Source organism: Nocardiopsis sp. SBT366, assembly GCF_001083815.1.
GTDB lineage: Bacteria > Actinomycetota > Actinomycetes > Streptosporangiales > Streptosporangiaceae > Nocardiopsis > Nocardiopsis prasina.
The window spans coordinates 19160-34097 of sequence record NZ_LAVM01000065.1 but is presented as its reverse complement, the minus strand read 5'-3'; the positions used below and the strand labels follow the sequence as shown (position 1 = coordinate 34097).

Sequence of the window (14938 nt, the reverse complement as noted above, 5' to 3'; positions counted from 1 at the left end):
TGGGCGACGGCGGGAACCTCATCCTCGCCTCGGGCCACGACGCCGGTCGAAGCAGCAGCTTCCTCGTCGCCTGGGACGCGGAGGGCGAGGTCGTGGCGCAGGGCGACTCAGAGCTGGAGTACGTTGCCCTCTCCGCGTTCCCGGACGACGACCGCGTCCTCGTCTCCACCTTCCCCTTGGAGGGTTCGGGGGATCGGGTCGTGTTCCTGGACGGGAACCTCGAGCCCGTGGAGGAGTTCACGGTCCCGAACCGCTGACCCGCCGCACCGCTCACCGGATCAGAGCCAGACCGCCGGATCGCCGCCCCACCGGGTGGACGCGTGGGCCCAGTTCGTGGGCCCTCCCTCGTAGGAGACCGGCGGGAGCGCGTGGCGCAGCCCGCCGTAGGCGGACGGGGACTCGGTGAGCCAGTCTGCGGGATCGTACCCGCCGCCCTCCAGCGGCTCCGGGGCGATGTCGTTCATCAGCCACGCGGCGGTACCCGCCAGAGAGAACCGCAGGTGCCTCCCCCGACCGTCCCCCTGCCGTTCGGTGAGGGCCCGCAGCACTCCGGCGGCCAGCAGGTAACCCGTGCCGTGGTCCAGTGCCTGGGCGGGCAGCGCCCCCGGGCGCCCCTCGGGACCGGCCTCGATCGCCGCGATCCCGCTCGCCGCCTGGACCAGGCTGTCGAACCCCCTCCGGTCAGCCCACGGCCCCGACCATCCCCAGGCACACAGCTGGGCGACGACCAGCCCGGGACGGCGGGCGATCAGCTCCTCCGCCACCAGACCGTGGCGGTCGAGCCCGCCCGGCCGGTATCCGGTCACCACCGCGTCGGCGGAGTCCAACAGCGTCTCGAAGGAGCTCCGACCCTCGGCCGTGCCCAGGTCCAGCAGGGTGGAGCGCTTGCCCATCCCGGTGTCGGTGTGGCTGTCGGGGTCCTCCTCCAGGCCCGGGGAGTCCACCCGCAGCACGTCGGCGCCCAGCAGCGCGAGGGTGCGGGTGGCGACCGGCCCGGCGATGACCCGGGTCAGGTCCAGCACGCGCACCCCGCTGGCGGGCACCTCCGCCCGGGCCAGGCGGCGCCCGCCCGCCGGGCCCGCGGCCCCGACCTCTGCCAGTGGGAGCCCTGCCGCTCGGAATCCCCCTGGGGCCCCGGGCTCCCCGTCCTCTCCGGGCGCGGGTGCCACGGCGACCGCCAGGCCGCCCTCGGCGTACACCCTCTCCTGGATGTCGTGGGCGGGCAGCGAGGCCAACCTCTCGGCGAGCCCCTCCGGCCCGGTGCCCGGGTCCAGCCCCAGGGCGGACAACAGCCGGGCGCGGTGGTGGGGGTAGTTCGCGTGGGTGCGTACCCAGCCGTCCGCCGCCCGCCAGAAGCCGGAGAGCGGGGCGAAGGGGGTCAGCGCGCGGCCGTCCACCAACAGGTGGCGTTCGCTGACGAAGGAGGTGGCCACGGCGCCCTCGTCGACGTTCACCCGGGGGACCGGCCCGCCGTTGCGCGCCGCCAGCAGTTCGGCGGCGGCCAACGAGCACGCCCCCATGGTGGCCCGCGCCAGTTCACGCACGGGCAGCACGGCGGGAAGCACGTCCCCCGCACCACGGTGGGAGACCCGTTCCGTCAGGTCCGGTTCGCCTCCGATCGCCCGCCACGCCTGTGCCGTCGCCCTGTCCGGTGCACCACTGGGGTTGGTCGTCATGGCGCCATTGTGCCCATCCGGTCCCGGAGTTCCGATGCTCGCCCCGCCCTCGGACGCGACTCCAGCGCCCTGGATCTCGCTCGGGGCGCACGAGGTTCGTGTGTCGGAGCACACCCGGGCTCACCGCCCTGGCCTCGGGGACGAGCCGCGTAGGCTGCGGTAATGGACGGCCACGCGGACACAGTGGTCCTCAGACCGGGGATCGACGGCATCGCCGAGGTGTTCCACACCCACCTGCGCCAACACGCCTACCCGATGCACACGCACCGGTCCTGGACGCTGCTCATCCTCGATTCCGGAGCCGTCCGCTACGACCTGGGCCGCCACGAGCACGGTGCGCTCGACCGCACGGTGACCCTGCTGCCGCCGCAGGTCCCGCACAACGGCACCCCCACCACCGCGCAGGGGCTGCGCAAACGGGTGCTGTACCTGGAGCCGGAGCAGATCGACCCGGAGCTGGTCGGCCGGGCGGTGGACCATCCGATGTTCGACGACCCCCTCCTGCGTCACCGCATCCACCAACTGCACGGTGCGCTGTTCCGGCAGGGGGACCTCCTGGAGGCGGAGAGTCGGCTCGAACTCGTCTCCGAGCGACTCCGTCAGCACCTGCGCGGCACGGTGGGGTCCGCCACGACCGCCGACGACCCCGGCCTGGCCGACCAGCTGCGCGACCTCCTGGACTCGCGCACCGTGGAGGGGGTGCCACTGGCCGAGGCCGCCGGTCTCCTGCACGCCCACCCCGCCCACCTCACCCGGGTGTTCACCAGGCGGTTCGGCATGCCTCCGCACCAGTACCTGGTGGGGCGGCGCGTGGACCTGGCCCGGAGACTGATCCTCGAAGGGGGGTCACCCGCGCACGCGGCGTCCGCCTCGGGCTTCTACGACCAGGCCCACCTGAACCGCCACTTCAGGCGGGTGCTCGGCCTGCCTCCCGGCCGCTACGCCCGTGCGCTGCGCCAGGGTTCCCCGCAGCGACACCGGCCCCGCGTCAGCGGTGCATCCGCGCGCCCTTGACGATCCTGTCCACCCCGTTCCTGGGGCCGTGGACCGCCAGACCCACCAGGTCCAGGGAGTCCCGGCCGACCGCGCGGACGGCGGCCCGGTTGTCCCGGTCGTTGCCGGTGGCGAACAGGTCGGAGGTGAACACCGCGACGTCGGCCTCCCGGGACACCGCCCGGCCGTGTGCCCTGGTCAGCGTCTCCTTGTCCGCCTCGAACACCATGACGGGCTGGCGGAACATCGGCAGGTAGGCGGTACCGTCGGCGTCCTCGTAGGGCTGGCCGACCAGCTCCGGGACTCGACTTCCCAACCCGCTGACCAGGAATGACGTGACGTTGAGCCGTTGCCAGACGGCCAGGTCGTCACGGAGCAGGACGGCGATCTTGGTGTCGAAGCGCACTGGGGCGTCTGTGGTCTCCATGCGCCCATCCTCGCCAGCGCCACCGCCCGGGGTCTTGTACGTTCCTCACCGGTCTCCGAGGTCCGGGGGCTCGTACTCCAGTCCGATGCCGCGCGCCCAGAGGCGGGTGGCGGTCTCCACCACGACGTCGGGGTCGTGCTCCTCCCCGTAGAGGAACAGCATCCGTGCGGTGTGCTCCACCATGCCGCCGAGCATGCTCGCGGTGGCCTCCACGTCGATGTCGGTCGAGGCCAGTCCCTCCTCCTGGAGACGGCGGGTCCCCGTGCTGATGCGCTCGACGAAGAGCCCTCGGATCTCCAGGAAAAGGGTCCGAAAGACCGGGTGGCGCGGCGATATCTGCTCGATGACCTGCATGATCCGCGCGTTGTCCCGGTAGGCGGCCAGGAAGCGGCCGGTGGCGTGCCTGATCCGCTCCACGGGGCCGGTGCCCGGGGGCGCGGCGGAGCGGGCGGCGTCGAACATCTCCCCGGCCACCCCCTTGGCGACCTCGTGGAAGACCTCGTCCTTGGAGTCGAAGTACGTGTAGAAGCTCCCGTAGGCGATCCCGGCGCGGCCGGTGATCTGGGCGATCCTGGTCTCCTCGAACCCGCGCTCCTCGAACTCCTCACGGGCCGCCTGAACGAGGGCGCCCCGCTTGCGCCGTCCGCGTTCCGTGGGCGGTCGCCCGGTCAGCGTCTGTTTTCCCACTGGTACCCCTCGTCCCCAGGTCCCCTTGGTCACCGCAGGGGAAGGAACTTCGCGATGACCTCGTTCATGATCTCGTAGGTGCCGCCGCCGATGCTGAACACCCGGGCGTCCCTGTAATGGCGCTCCACCTCGGTTCCGCGCATGAACCCCATGCCCCCGTGCAGCTGGACGGCGTTGTCCACCACGTAGTCCATGGCCTCGGTCGCGGTGTTCTTGGCCATGGCCACCTCGGCGATGAGCGGTTCGCCGTCCTGGAGCCGCTCCGCGATCCCCCGCACGTAGGCGGTGGCGACCTCGGTCCGGCGATGCATCTCCACCAGGCGGTGGCGCAGGACCTGTCGGCGGGACAGCGGACCGCCGAAGGCCTCGCGTTCGCGCACCCACGCCACCGACAGGTCCACGCAACGGCGCGCGATGGCGCAGGCCTGCACGGACAGGCCGATCCTCTCGCTGGCGAACTGGCGCATGATCTGGACGAAGCCCTGGTCCACGCCGCCGACGAGGTGGTCGTCGGGAACCCGGACGTCCGTGAAGGAGAGTTCGGCGGTGTCCGAGGACCGCCAGCCCATCTTGTCCAGCTTGCGAGCCGCGGTGAAGCCGGGGGTGTCCCGGTCGACGACGAACAGCGAGATCCCCTCGTGCCCGGTGCCGGAGGTGCGGGCGGCCACGGTCACGAAGTCGGCCCGGTACCCGGAGGTGATGAAGGTCTTCGCCCCGTTGAGCACCCAAGCATCGCCGTCTCGGACCGCGCGCGTGCGCAGGTGGGCCACGTCGGAACCGGCGTCGGGTTCGGTGATCCCGAGCGAGCAGACGAGATCCCCGGCCAGGGCGGGTCGGACGTAGTCGCGCACCAGGTGTTCGCGGCCGTCCGCGACCAGGGCGGGCAGAGCGATGGTGTGGGTGAACAGCGAGGCCAGGACCCCGGTGGGCACCCCGGCCAGGACCGCCTCCTCGGAGACGACCAGCTGGTCGATCATCTCCCCCTCACCGCCCACGGACGCGGGCTGGCCGAGTCCGAGCAGCCCGAGCCGTCCCGCCGCCCGGTGCAGGTCGCGGGGCAGTTCGCCCTCGTCCTCCCACTGTTCGACGTGGGGAAGGATCTCCTTCGCCGCGAAGGTCCGCACGGTCTCCCGGAGCGCGGCGCGTTCGGGTGTGTTCCAGCGGTCGGTCCGTGGGGAGTCGGTCGCGGTCATGTACGCACACTCGCATCCGTGTCGCGGGGGTTCCGGCCGGATCCCTGGGAGATCCAGCTCACACTTTGTTATGGTGCGCGGAACATGACAAGTCAGTCAACATGTGTGGTCGCCGGGAGACCGACGCCCGCGTGAGGAGCCCCTGTGGTGGACACAGCCGCACTCGTCGAGGACCTGCGAGCCGAACAGGAGGAACTGGCAGCGCTGCTTCGGGGAACCGACCCCGCCGACTGGGCCCGCCCCACTCCCTCGCCCGGATGGAGCATCACCGATCAGGTCGCCCACCTGGCCTTCTTCGACGAGTCGGCGCTGACCGCCGTGACCGACCCGGAGCGGTTCGCGGCGATGCTCGAAGCGGCCATGGCCGACCCCGAGGGCTACGTGGACACGGCCGCCGCCCCGCTGGCCGCCCTCGCACCGGACGCCCTGCTCGGCCGCTGGTGTGCGGCCTCGGAGGCGCTCAGGAGCGCACTCCTCGACGCCCCCGCCGGGACACGGGTGCCCTGGTTCGGCCCGCCGATGAGCGTTCCCTCCAAGGCGACGGCACGGCTCATGGAGACCTGGGCCCACGGCCAGGACGTGGTGGACGCGCTGGGCACCACCCGCGAACCCACCGGGAGACTGCGCCACATCGTCCACCTCGCCCTGCGTACCCGGTCCTTCAGCTACCTGGCACGCGGCCTGCCCGCGCCCGAGACCCCGGTCCGCGTGGAGCTCACCGCCCCCGGCAGCGGTCTCTGGACGATGGGACCGGAGGGCGCGGAGGAGGTGGTGCGCGGCGACGCCGAGGAGTTCTGCCTGGTCCTGACCCGCCGCCGGCACCCAGCCGACACGTCGCTGACCGCCGAGGGATCCGCCGCCCGGGAGTGGCTGGAGGTGGGCCAGACCTACGCGGGCGGTCCCGGCCAGGGCCGCCGACCCGGTCAGTTCCCCGCCCCGGCCAATGTCACCCGGGAGTCTCGCACCCGGAAGGAGGGCAACCGGACCAACGCGAGGGAACAGAGTTGACCGTTCTGTCAGACCGAGCCCGGGGTGAGAGTGCCCTCGGCCCTGACGAGCCGGTTCAGCTCGTCGAACTCCAGCTCGATCCCGAAGGCCTTGATGACGAGGATCCGGCCATCGGCGGAGAACTGGGGGTCGAGCCCGCGCAGTCGGGCGTAGCTGTAGGAGGCCCTGCGGTGGTCCGTGATGGAGGGGACCCCGGAGACGGCCTGCTGGATGACGCTGATGACGTGGAGCGCGGTGGGCGCGGGGAGCAGGAATCCGGGGTGTTCGAGCAGGAAGCCAGCGCGCGTACCACCCCCGACCGGGCCGTTGTAGGCGGTCCAGCGCCCGGTGAGGACCTTGGCGGCGTCAGTGAGCAGCGACAGGACCTGGTGCGGCATCTCCGGGGAGCCGGGCAGGGCGCTGAAGGGCACCTCCGGCTCGGCCAGCTCGGCGATGCCGTACCTGCGGCCGAGGTCGCGCACGGTCACGGCGAGCTCGGTGACCTCGGGCGAGAACCCGGACGGGTTTGCCCAGGCCCACATCCAGGACCCGGGGCCCGGTGCGGCGCTGCCCAGAAGGTGCAACCGGTCGCAGACCAGCTCCGACTCACCGGAGAACTCGAACCTGGGCTCAGCCAGGTCCACGTTCCAGTTGGAGTTCCCGACGACCGTCTCCATGTGGAGCTGGTGCTCCAGGGAGAGGATCGCGGCGTCGTTGAGGAGATCGTGGAAGGTAGGTGTGTTCTGCACGCGCCGGACACTAGCGTGCACCCCGGACATCCGGCGAGAGACCGAGGCAGGGGTCGGTGTGCGGGATGTGGGTGCGGTCCTTCGGTACTTCAGGCGGCGGGTGGTTCCCGGAGGCTAACGGGCCCGGGCGAGGACCTTCTTCTGGAGGGCTTCCAAAGGGCCCTGGCGGAAGCGGCGCAGCCACAGCAGTGAAGCCACCATCAGCACCAGCGACACCACGGCCCACAGGATCAACACCCACCACCGACCCGTGTCGGCCATGCGGTCGGCCAGTCCGAGGCCGAAGCCGTAACAGACGAACATGAGGATGACGTTCTGGGCCACGTAGCCGGTCATCGCCATGCGGCCGAGGGCGCGGACCCCCGCGACCACGGGACCGGTTCCGCTCGTGCCGTCCAGCAGGCGACCGATCAGGCCGATCAGGCCCACGGCGACCAGCGGAGCCACCACGTAGCGGTCCATGAGGAGCCAGTCGGGCCCGGCGAGGGCGGTGACCACGGTCAGCGGGACGCCGAGGCCCAGCCCCCATCCGAGCAGGCGTGCGCGGATCCCGCGCCCGACCGGGTCGTCGGCGAAGGCACCGGCACGGAGGAGCCGCACCCCCAGGAGGAACATGAACACCATCAGGCCGAACGTGAGGACGGGTTCGAGGCGCAGGCCCAGGAAGTTGTCCAGGCGGAAGGCGACCTGCTCCGGGTAGGAGCCGTGCGCGTAGAGCTCGACCGCCTCACGGGGCACGGACGTCGGCTGCGCGGACTCGGCCACGAGCGCCGCCGTGACCAGGCCCATGAGGAACACGTGCAGGGAGACCGACACCCACATGACCCCGTTCCGGGCCCGTTCCGAACGGGTGAGCAACCAGGCCACCAACAGGGCGACCACCGCGTACCCCATGAGCACGTCACCGGCGAAGACCAGCGTGAAGTGCACGGTCCCTTCGACGAACAGGAACAGCGCCCGCCACCGGTAGGGCCCCGGCCAGCGTGCGCCCCGTCGCGCGGCCGACTGGAACTGGATGGCCAGGCCCGCGCCGAAGAGCAGCGTGAGCAGGGCGAGGAACTTGCCGTTGGCGATGGTGCGGAAGACGCCCTCGGCCAGGGTCGCCGCGGACGGGTCCGCGTGGAACGGCGTGAACGGGCTGAGTTCGTCGGTGCCGTGGAGGATGGCGGCGTCTCCGCCCGGTCCAGCGAACAGCCACACGTTGGTGGCGAGCGTGCCGAGGATGGCCACGCCCCGCAGGACGTCCAGCAGGGGCAGGCGCCCGCTGGCCGACCGCTCCGCTGGTTCGGCCCCCTGGAGAGCGGTGTTGTCGCCGGTCATGTCAGGCGTCCTCCGTCCCCGCCGCGAAGAGGCGGGCGAAGTGCTGCCGGAGCAGGCGCTCGGCGGTGGCGTCGTCGAACAGGTCCGGGGTGGCCAGCTGGTGCAGGGTGAGCCCGTCGGCGAGGGCCACCAGGGCTGCGGCCTCGGCTCTGGGGTCGAGGTCGGCGGAGAGTTCGCCCGCGCGCTGCGCGGCGCCCAGCCCCTCCGCCAGCCCGTCGACCAGCTGGCGGGTGGTGGTCCGGTGCAGTTCGGCCATCTCGGGGTCGCGGACGGCCGTGGGCAGGAACTCCAGCCAGACGGTGAGTTCCATGCGCCGCTCCTCGTCCATGGGCAGGAGGGTGTGCGCGATCCGGAACATGAGGTCGCGGACGGGTGCGACCCGCTCCACCGCCTCGATCCTCTCCTCACCTCGTTGGTAGAGGTGCTCGACCCCGAAGCGCAGGAGGTCGGACTTGCTGCGGAAGTAGCGCTGGACCAGCCCCACAGACCCGCCGAGCTCGTCGGCGACGTCCGCGAAGGTGGTCGCGGCCAGGCCCTTGCGGGCGATGGTGCGCAACAGGGCCTCGGCGACCTGGCGCCGTCTCTCGTCGTGGTCAGCGGTGCGTGGCATATAAAAATATTAGGGACATATTTTTATTCTCGCAACCGCTGCCCTTCTCCGCCCTCCTCGGGTTCCGCGGGCTCGTGTGACCGCCGCGTCCGGTCCGCACCGATAATGCGGGGACGGCGTCCCCTCGACCGGGGGCCTGGCCAAACTGGAGGCGGCGTGGGAGCGGACGGGCGGGGTAGTCAGGACACCCCGCGACCAGCGGTGAGCCGACGCTCCCTGCTGGTCGGCGGGGGCGTGCTCCTGGGCGGAGCCGCGCTGCTGGGCGCATCGGCCCACGCGGCGCGGGAGCGCTGGGACGTGGCGGTGATCGGGGCCGGGGTCACCGGGCTCTCGGCCGCGCGCAACCTCGCCGACCACGGCCTCTCCGTGGTCGTCCTGGAGGCCCGCGACCGGATCGGCGGCCAGCTGTACACCGACCACGGCTTCAGCTCGGTCCCCGTCGAGCTGGGCGCCGGACTGATCCACGGCCGGGAGGCCTACACCTGGGAACTGGTGGCGGAGGCCGGGGTGGAGACCGTGCCGGTGCGCGCCGGGGAGGGGATCTCCGCGCCCGTTCCGACCCCCGAGGCACCGCATGAAGACGAGGACGCCGCCGCCTACCTGCGCCGCATGGGCGTGCCCGAGGACCGGTGGCCGCCGGTGTCCATCGACAACGAGTCCCTGGAGCGGTGGAGCGCCGTGTGGATGCGCGAGTACGGCCTCTTCGACTGGTGGTCCGTGCCCCGGGAGAACTTCCGGGTGGTGGGCGGTTACGACGGCCTCCTGCCACCGCTCTCCCGCGGCCTGGACGTGCGCAGGGAACACACGGTGCGCCGCGTGCGCTGGTCCGGGCGCGGCGTGCGACTGGACGTGTCCTCGCCCGAGGGCGCCCAGGAGGTGCGAGCCGACCGGTGCGTGGTGACGCTCCCGATCGGGGTCCTCAAGGCCGGCGACGTGGCCTTCGAACCAGCCCTGCCCTCCGGCCACCGGGACGCCGTCGACGCCCTGGACCGCACCGACGCCCTCAAGCTCGTGTACGAGTTCGACCGCGCGGTCTTCCCCGCCGACGAAGACGCCCTGGGTTGGGACGAGGACACCGGGTTCGTGTTCTGGTGTCTGTCCCGCGCGACACCGGAGGTGGTGGTGGCCTGGGCCGCGGGAGAGCGGGCCCGGGAGCTCCTGGACCTGCCAGCCGATCAGCGGTTCGCCGCCGGGCTGGCCGCACTGGCGGAGGCTCTCGGAGAGGACCCGCCCGCGCCCGTCGCCCGGACCACGCACGACTGGGCGGCCGACGAGTTCAGCCGGGGCGCCTACCTCTTCGTCCCTCCGGGCGCGCACGACGCTCCGGACACGCTCGCGCGGCCGTTGGAGGGGGTGCTGTACTTCGCTGGTGAGCCGACCACCGGGGAGAACACGGTGGAAGGCGCCTATGTCAGCGGCTACGACACCACGGACGCCCTGCTAGCCGACCGGTGAGGCGGGCGGGTCCGGGTGTCCCGAGAACCACACCCTGAACGTTATGCCGGAAATGAACAGTTGTGATGCAATAACCAGTGGGTTCGTGTCCCGCGAGGGCCCCGACACCGCGCATCTGCACAGCAAGTTAGAGGGAGGTTGGCGATGACCAACCGCGCGTACGTGATCGCAGGGTCGGAGGCCACCGGCGGCGCCGGCATCCAGGCTGACCTGAAGGCCTTTCAGGAACTGGGCGTCTACGGCATGGGGACGATCACCTGCATCGTCTCCTTCGACCCCAAGGAGAACTGGGGCCACCGGTTCGTGCCCGTCGACCCCGGTGTCATCGCCGACCAGATCGAGGCGGCCACCACCTGCCACGACCTCGACGTCGTCAAGATCGGCATGCTCGGCACCCCGGACACCATCGACGTGGTCTCCGAGGCCCTCCAGCGCCAGCCGTGGCGGCACGTGGTCCTCGACCCGGTCCTGATCTGCAAGGGCCAGGAGCCCGGCGCCGCCCTGGACACGGACAAGGCCCTGACCGCGCAGATCCTGCCGCTGGCCACCGTCATCACCCCGAACCACTTCGAGGCCCGCACCCTCGCCGGGATGGAGTCGATCGAGACCGTCGAGGACCTCGTTGAGGCGGCCCGCCGCATCCGCGAGCTCGGCCCCCGGCACGTGGTCGTCAAGGGCGGCACCGAACTGCCCGGCCCCGACGCCGTCGACGTCTACTTCGACGGCGAGGAGGTCACCGTCCTGAGCGCGCCGAAGATCGGCGAGGAGCGCGTGAGCGGAGCGGGCTGCACCTTCGCCGCGGCGATCACCGCCGAGCTGGCCAAGGGCTCCGAGGTGGGCGACGCCGTGCGCACCGCGAAGGCCATGGTCCGCGAGGGTATCGCCGAGCGCCTGGCCACCCACGCGCCCTTCGCCTCCGTCGTGCCGATCGCGCCCGCCCAGGCCTGAGGTCCGGGGTGTCGTCGGTCACTCCAGCCACATCCGTCCCCTCGATCATGAATGTTTTCCCGTGAATCGGACATGGCTGTGGGTGGATCCGATCGAAGGAGGCTCACATGTCCGAGGGCGACAAGGCTGAGAACAAGTTCGACGAGTTCAAGGGCAAGGCCAAGGAGGGCCTCGGCAAGGCCACCGGCAACGAGCAGTGGCAGGCCGAGGGCAAGGCCGAGCAGACCAAGTCCAAGCTCAAGCAGGCTGGCGAGAAGGTCAAGGACGCCCTGACCCCGGACGACAAGCCCGACCGCGAATAGTCGCTCCGAACACCAGACTCCAGGGGGAGGTCCCACACGGGACCTCCCCCTCGTCGTGCGGCGGGGTCAGGGCGACTCGGGTGCCGTGTCGCCCAGGGAGAGCAGCAGGGTACGCATCAGGGCGGCGAGCTGGTCCTGCTCCTCCCTGCTCAGGCCGTCGAGCAGACGGGCCTCGTTGTCCACGTGCCCGGCGACCGCTCCGTCCACCAGTGCCAGACCCTTGTCGGTGAGGGTGACCAGGACACGACGCCTGCTCGCCGGGTCGACCTGACGGTGGACCAGCTCCTTGCGCACGAGGCGGTCGACCCGGTGCGTCATGGCCGCCGAACCCACCATCATCATCCGGACCAGATCCCTGGCGGTCAGCTGGTAGGGCTCCCCGGACCGCCGCAGCGTGGCCAGCACGTCGAACTCCCAGCGCTCCAGGTCGTACTCGGCCAGGAGGTCGGCGACCCTGCGCCCCAGCAGCTGCTGCAAGCGGTTCATCCGACCGATCACCCCCATCGGGGAGGCGTCGAGGTCGGGCCGTTCGCGGGCCCACTGGGCGAGGAAGAGGTCGACGGCGTCGTTCATCCGGCGATCATAGCGCCGCGTCCTTGACCAGCCCCGAACCCTTCGCGTAATCTTTCAGCATCGAACAGTTAGACATCGAAGGGTTGGCTGATGACACCCCCCGTCACCGAGACCATCCACGCCCGGGGCCTTTCGCTGGCACCGCTCCTTGAACCCACCCCGCAGGCACCGTGAGCGCGCGCGGACGGATTCTCGGCGACTCGTTGGTCACCGCCCTGGCACCCGTGGTCTGGGGCAGCACCTACCTGGTCACCACCGAGTTCCTCCCACCGGACCGCCCGCTGCTGGCCGCGCTCCTTCGTGCCCTGCCAGCCGGGCTGCTGCTGGTGCTGTTCGCCCGGACACTGCCCTCGGGGGTGTGGTGGTGGCGTTCGCTGCTCCTGGGCACACTCAACATCGGCGCCTTCCTCTACCTGCTGTACGTGGCCGCCTACCTGCTGCCCGGAGGGGTCGCCGCCCTGGTGATGGCGGTCCAGCCGGTGATCGTCATGCTCCTGGCCGCCCTGTTGCTGGGCGACCGGCTCAGGCTGACGCACCTGCTCGCCTGCCTGCTCGGGGCCTTCGGCGTGGGACTGCTCGTGGCGGGCCCAGAGACCGGCCTGGCCCCCGTGGGGGTCCTGGCGGGTCTGGCCGCCGCCGTGTCCATGGGCACCGGCCTCGTGCTCACCAAGCGCTGGGGGCGTCCTGAGGGGGTGAGCCTGCTGGGCGCCACCGGCTGGCAGCTCACCGCGGGCGGGCTGGTCCTGCTTCCCCCCACCCTGCTCCTGGAGGGCCTGCCCCCAAGCCTCAACGCCGCCAACCTGGCCGGATACACCTACCTGGGACTGGTCGGCGCCCTGCTCTCCTACGTGGTCTGGTTCCGGGGCCTGGAGCGGCTGCCCGCGCTGGCGGTGTCCTTCCTGTCCTTCGCCAGTCCGCTCACCGCCACCCTCCTGGGGTTCCTCGTACTCGACGAGACCCTCACCCCCGTGCAGGGGGCGGGTGCCCTCGCCGCGATCGGCGCGGTGCTGCTGGTCCAGCTCACCTCACACCGGCCCGCCCGGAAGGGGAACGAGGGCCAACCCCAGTTGGCCAGAGCCGACCAGGTGAACGAACCCGGACGGAAACCAACAGATTCCTTCAGACAGGTCACCCCATTGACAGTAGAGAGACCCACAAGGCACCTTAAATAAACAAGAACACACATTTCCGACCATCGGAGGGCCGGATGCTGGCCGCGCAACGGCGGGAGCTGATCCTCGAACAGGTCCGACGGGACGGCGGCGTCCGCGTCACCGATCTGGTCGACGCCCTCGCCGTGTCAGACATGACCATCCGGCGCGACCTCGACGCCCTGGAACACCGGGGATCACTGGTCAAGGTCCACGGGGGCGCCGTCGCGCCCGAGGGCGCCCGCACCACGGAGCCCGGGTTCGAGGCGAAGTCCACGCTCCAGTCCGAGGAGAAACACGCGATCGCCAGGGCCGTCGCCGGTCTGGTCGAACCACACAGCGCCGTGGGACTGTCCGCTGGGACCACCACCGCTCTGGTCGCCGAGTACCTGCGGGAGACCCCCGGGCTGACCGTCATCACCAACTCGATCCACGTGGCCGAGGTCCTGTACCGCTCCGAGCGCACCGACCAGACCGTGGCGCTCACCGGCGGCTTCCGCACCCCCTCGGACGCCCTCGTGGGCCCCATGGCCCTGGCCTCCGTACGCGGGGTCAACCTGGACACCCTGGTCCTGGGCGTCCACGGCATCCACGAACGGGCCGGGTTCACCACACCCAACCTGATGGAGTCCGAGACCAACCGGGCCCTGGTGGAGGCGGCCGCGACCCTCGTGGTCGCCGCCGACCACACCAAGTGGGGCACCGTCGGGATCAGCACCATCGCCCCTCTGGACCGCTGCGACGTGCTCGTCACCGACACCCGGATCACCCCCACCGCACGTGAGACCCTCCAGGACCGCGTGGGCCGCCTCGTGGTCACCGACGTCCCCCGGGAGCACGGATGAGGAAGACCGCCACACGGCTGGCCGACGGCCGCGAGATCATCTACTACGACGAGGAGGGCGGCGTCCGCGAGGAGGTCCCGGACCGCCGCGACCTGCCGCCCACCGCCTCCGGCTCCGAACTGCGCTGGGACCCGCTCCGACGCGAGTGGGTGGTCATCGCCGCGCACCGCCAGAACCGCACCCACCTGCCACCCAGCGACGAGTGCCCGTTGTGCCCCTCCCACGGCGACCGCCTGACCGAGGTGCCCGCGGCCTCCTACGACGTCGCGGTCTTCGAGAACCGCTTCCCCGCCCTCAGCGGCTCCGAGGGGCGCTGCGAGGTGGTCTGCTTCTCCTCCGACCACGACACCTCGCTCGCCGCCCTCGGCCCCCGTCGCGTCCGCACGATCGTCGACGCCTGGGCGGACCGCACCGAGGAACTGTCCGCCCGGCCCGAGGTCGCGCACGTGTACGTCTTCGAGAACCGGGGACCGGAGATCGGCGTGACCCTGCACCACCCGCACGGGCAGATCTACGCGCTCCCCTTCGTCACCCCCCGGGCCGAGCGCGACCTCGACTCCGCGCGGCGGCACCGCGCGGAGACCGGGGGCGACCTGTTCGCCGACATCCTGGCCGCCGAGAGCGCCGGACCCCGTGTGGTGCTGCGCAACGAGCACTGGACGGCCTTCGTCCCCGAGGCGGCGCGCTGGCCCGTTGAGGTCCACGTCTACCCGCACCGCGCCGTGCCCGACCTGCCCGCCCTGAACTCCGGCGAGCGCACCGCCCTCGCCGAGCTCTACGCCGACCTCCTCGCCCGGGCGGACCGGCTGTACGACACCCCGCTGCCCTACATCTCGGCCTGGCACCAGGCCCCCGCCCACGACCCGCAGGCGCGCGGGCTGGCCCGCCTGCGCCTCGAACTGTTCTCCGTGCGCCGCGCCCCGGGCAGACTCAAGTACCTGGCCGGGACCGAGTCCGGCGCGGGCGTGTTCAGCAACGACGTGGCCCCCGAGACCACAGCCCGACGACTCCGAGAGGTCTGA

16 protein-coding genes and 1 pseudogene are annotated in these 14938 nt (G+C 71.5%); 9 read left to right on the top strand and 8 right to left on the bottom strand.

The window, feature by feature from the left end:
* Positions 1-257: pseudogene (locus ADX84_RS26410) on the top strand (serine/threonine protein kinase); the annotation flags it as partial.
* A gap of 21 nt (positions 258-278) precedes the next feature.
* On the opposite strand, the gene ADX84_RS18840 reads toward ADX84_RS26410, so the two are convergent.
* Positions 279-1676: a CoA transferase gene (locus ADX84_RS18840; RefSeq protein ID WP_049576748.1), complete on the bottom strand. Its 1398-nt coding sequence runs from the start codon at positions 1674-1676 to the stop codon at positions 279-281.
* A 162-nt stretch (positions 1677-1838) separates the two neighbouring features.
* Between ADX84_RS18840 and ADX84_RS18835 the strand changes: the two genes are divergently transcribed.
* Positions 1839-2690: an AraC family transcriptional regulator gene (locus ADX84_RS18835; protein ID WP_049576746.1), complete on the top strand. Its 852-nt coding sequence runs from the start codon at positions 1839-1841 to the stop codon at positions 2688-2690.
* Here ADX84_RS18835 and ADX84_RS18830 read toward each other — a convergent pair.
* The 3 genes from ADX84_RS18830 to ADX84_RS18820 are packed head-to-tail and all read right to left on the bottom strand — an operon-like array spanning position 2665 to position 4976.
* Entirely contained in the window at positions 2665-3096 is a 432-nt protein-coding gene (locus tag ADX84_RS18830; protein WP_049576736.1) for a DUF2000 domain-containing protein, read from the bottom strand. The genes ADX84_RS18835 and ADX84_RS18830 overlap by 26 nt on opposite strands.
* A gap of 45 nt (positions 3097-3141) precedes the next feature.
* Entirely contained in the window at positions 3142-3783 is a 642-nt protein-coding gene (locus ADX84_RS18825) for a TetR/AcrR family transcriptional regulator (RefSeq protein WP_049576734.1), read from the bottom strand.
* Positions 3784-3812: 29 nt separating this feature from the next.
* The gene (locus ADX84_RS18820) at positions 3813-4976 is read right to left on the bottom strand and encodes an acyl-CoA dehydrogenase family protein (protein WP_049576731.1); all 1164 of its coding nucleotides are present in this window, start codon (positions 4974-4976) and stop codon (positions 3813-3815) included.
* Positions 4977-5120: 144 nt separating this feature from the next.
* Here ADX84_RS18820 and ADX84_RS18815 point away from each other — a divergent pair, with 144 nt between their 5' ends.
* The gene (locus ADX84_RS18815) at positions 5121-5984 is read left to right on the top strand and encodes a TIGR03084 family metal-binding protein (RefSeq protein ID WP_049576727.1); all 864 of its coding nucleotides are present in this window, start codon (positions 5121-5123) and stop codon (positions 5982-5984) included.
* An 8-nt stretch (positions 5985-5992) separates the two neighbouring features.
* Here ADX84_RS18815 and ADX84_RS18810 read toward each other — a convergent pair whose 3' ends face one another.
* From ADX84_RS18810 to ADX84_RS18800, 3 genes are all read right to left on the bottom strand, one after another.
* On the bottom strand, positions 5993-6712 hold the full coding sequence (locus tag ADX84_RS18810; protein ID WP_234004064.1) for a DUF6882 domain-containing protein: 720 nt from the start codon (positions 6710-6712) through the stop codon (positions 5993-5995).
* Between the two features lie 114 nt (positions 6713-6826).
* Positions 6827-8032, bottom strand: a complete 1206-nt coding sequence (locus tag ADX84_RS18805; protein WP_049576719.1) for a DUF418 domain-containing protein — start codon at positions 8030-8032, stop codon at positions 6827-6829.
* 1 nt (position 8033) lies between these two features.
* Positions 8034-8642, bottom strand: a complete 609-nt coding sequence (locus tag ADX84_RS18800) for a TetR/AcrR family transcriptional regulator (protein WP_049576717.1) — start codon at positions 8640-8642, stop codon at positions 8034-8036.
* Between the two features lie 201 nt (positions 8643-8843).
* Between ADX84_RS18800 and ADX84_RS18795 the strand changes: the two genes are divergently transcribed.
* The 3 genes from ADX84_RS18795 (at position 8844) to ADX84_RS18785 (ending at position 11347) form a co-directional block, all read left to right on the top strand.
* Positions 8844-10097 (top strand): NAD(P)/FAD-dependent oxidoreductase, encoded by a 1254-nt coding sequence (locus ADX84_RS18795; protein ID WP_156208130.1) that lies wholly within the window; start codon positions 8844-8846, stop codon positions 10095-10097.
* Between the two features lie 144 nt (positions 10098-10241).
* Positions 10242-11045, top strand: coding sequence for a bifunctional hydroxymethylpyrimidine kinase/phosphomethylpyrimidine kinase (gene thiD, locus ADX84_RS18790; protein WP_049576712.1), 804 nt, complete (start codon positions 10242-10244; stop codon positions 11043-11045).
* Between the two features lie 107 nt (positions 11046-11152).
* Entirely contained in the window at positions 11153-11347 is a 195-nt protein-coding gene (locus ADX84_RS18785) for a CsbD family protein (RefSeq protein ID WP_049576705.1), read from the top strand.
* A gap of 66 nt (positions 11348-11413) precedes the next feature.
* Here the strand turns inward: ADX84_RS18785 and ADX84_RS18780 are convergent, their stop codons facing one another.
* Positions 11414-11920 carry a MarR family winged helix-turn-helix transcriptional regulator gene (locus tag ADX84_RS18780; protein WP_049576702.1) on the bottom strand — a complete coding sequence of 169 codons (507 nt, stop codon included), beginning with the start codon at positions 11918-11920 and terminating at the stop codon, positions 11414-11416.
* A 170-nt stretch (positions 11921-12090) separates the two neighbouring features.
* Between ADX84_RS18780 and ADX84_RS18775 the strand changes: the two genes are divergently transcribed.
* The 3 genes from ADX84_RS18775 to galT are packed head-to-tail and all read left to right on the top strand — an operon-like array spanning position 12091 to position 14938.
* Positions 12091-13092, top strand: coding sequence for an EamA family transporter (locus ADX84_RS18775; RefSeq protein ID WP_082206611.1), 1002 nt, complete (start codon positions 12091-12093; stop codon positions 13090-13092).
* A gap of 35 nt (positions 13093-13127) precedes the next feature.
* Complete coding sequence (locus ADX84_RS18770) at positions 13128-13916, top strand: DeoR/GlpR family DNA-binding transcription regulator (protein ID WP_049576699.1); 789 nt, start codon at positions 13128-13130, stop codon at positions 13914-13916.
* Positions 13913-14938 (top strand): galactose-1-phosphate uridylyltransferase, encoded by a 1026-nt coding sequence (gene galT / locus ADX84_RS18765; RefSeq protein WP_049576696.1) that lies wholly within the window; start codon positions 13913-13915, stop codon positions 14936-14938. The genes ADX84_RS18770 and galT overlap by 4 nt, the downstream gene beginning before the upstream one ends.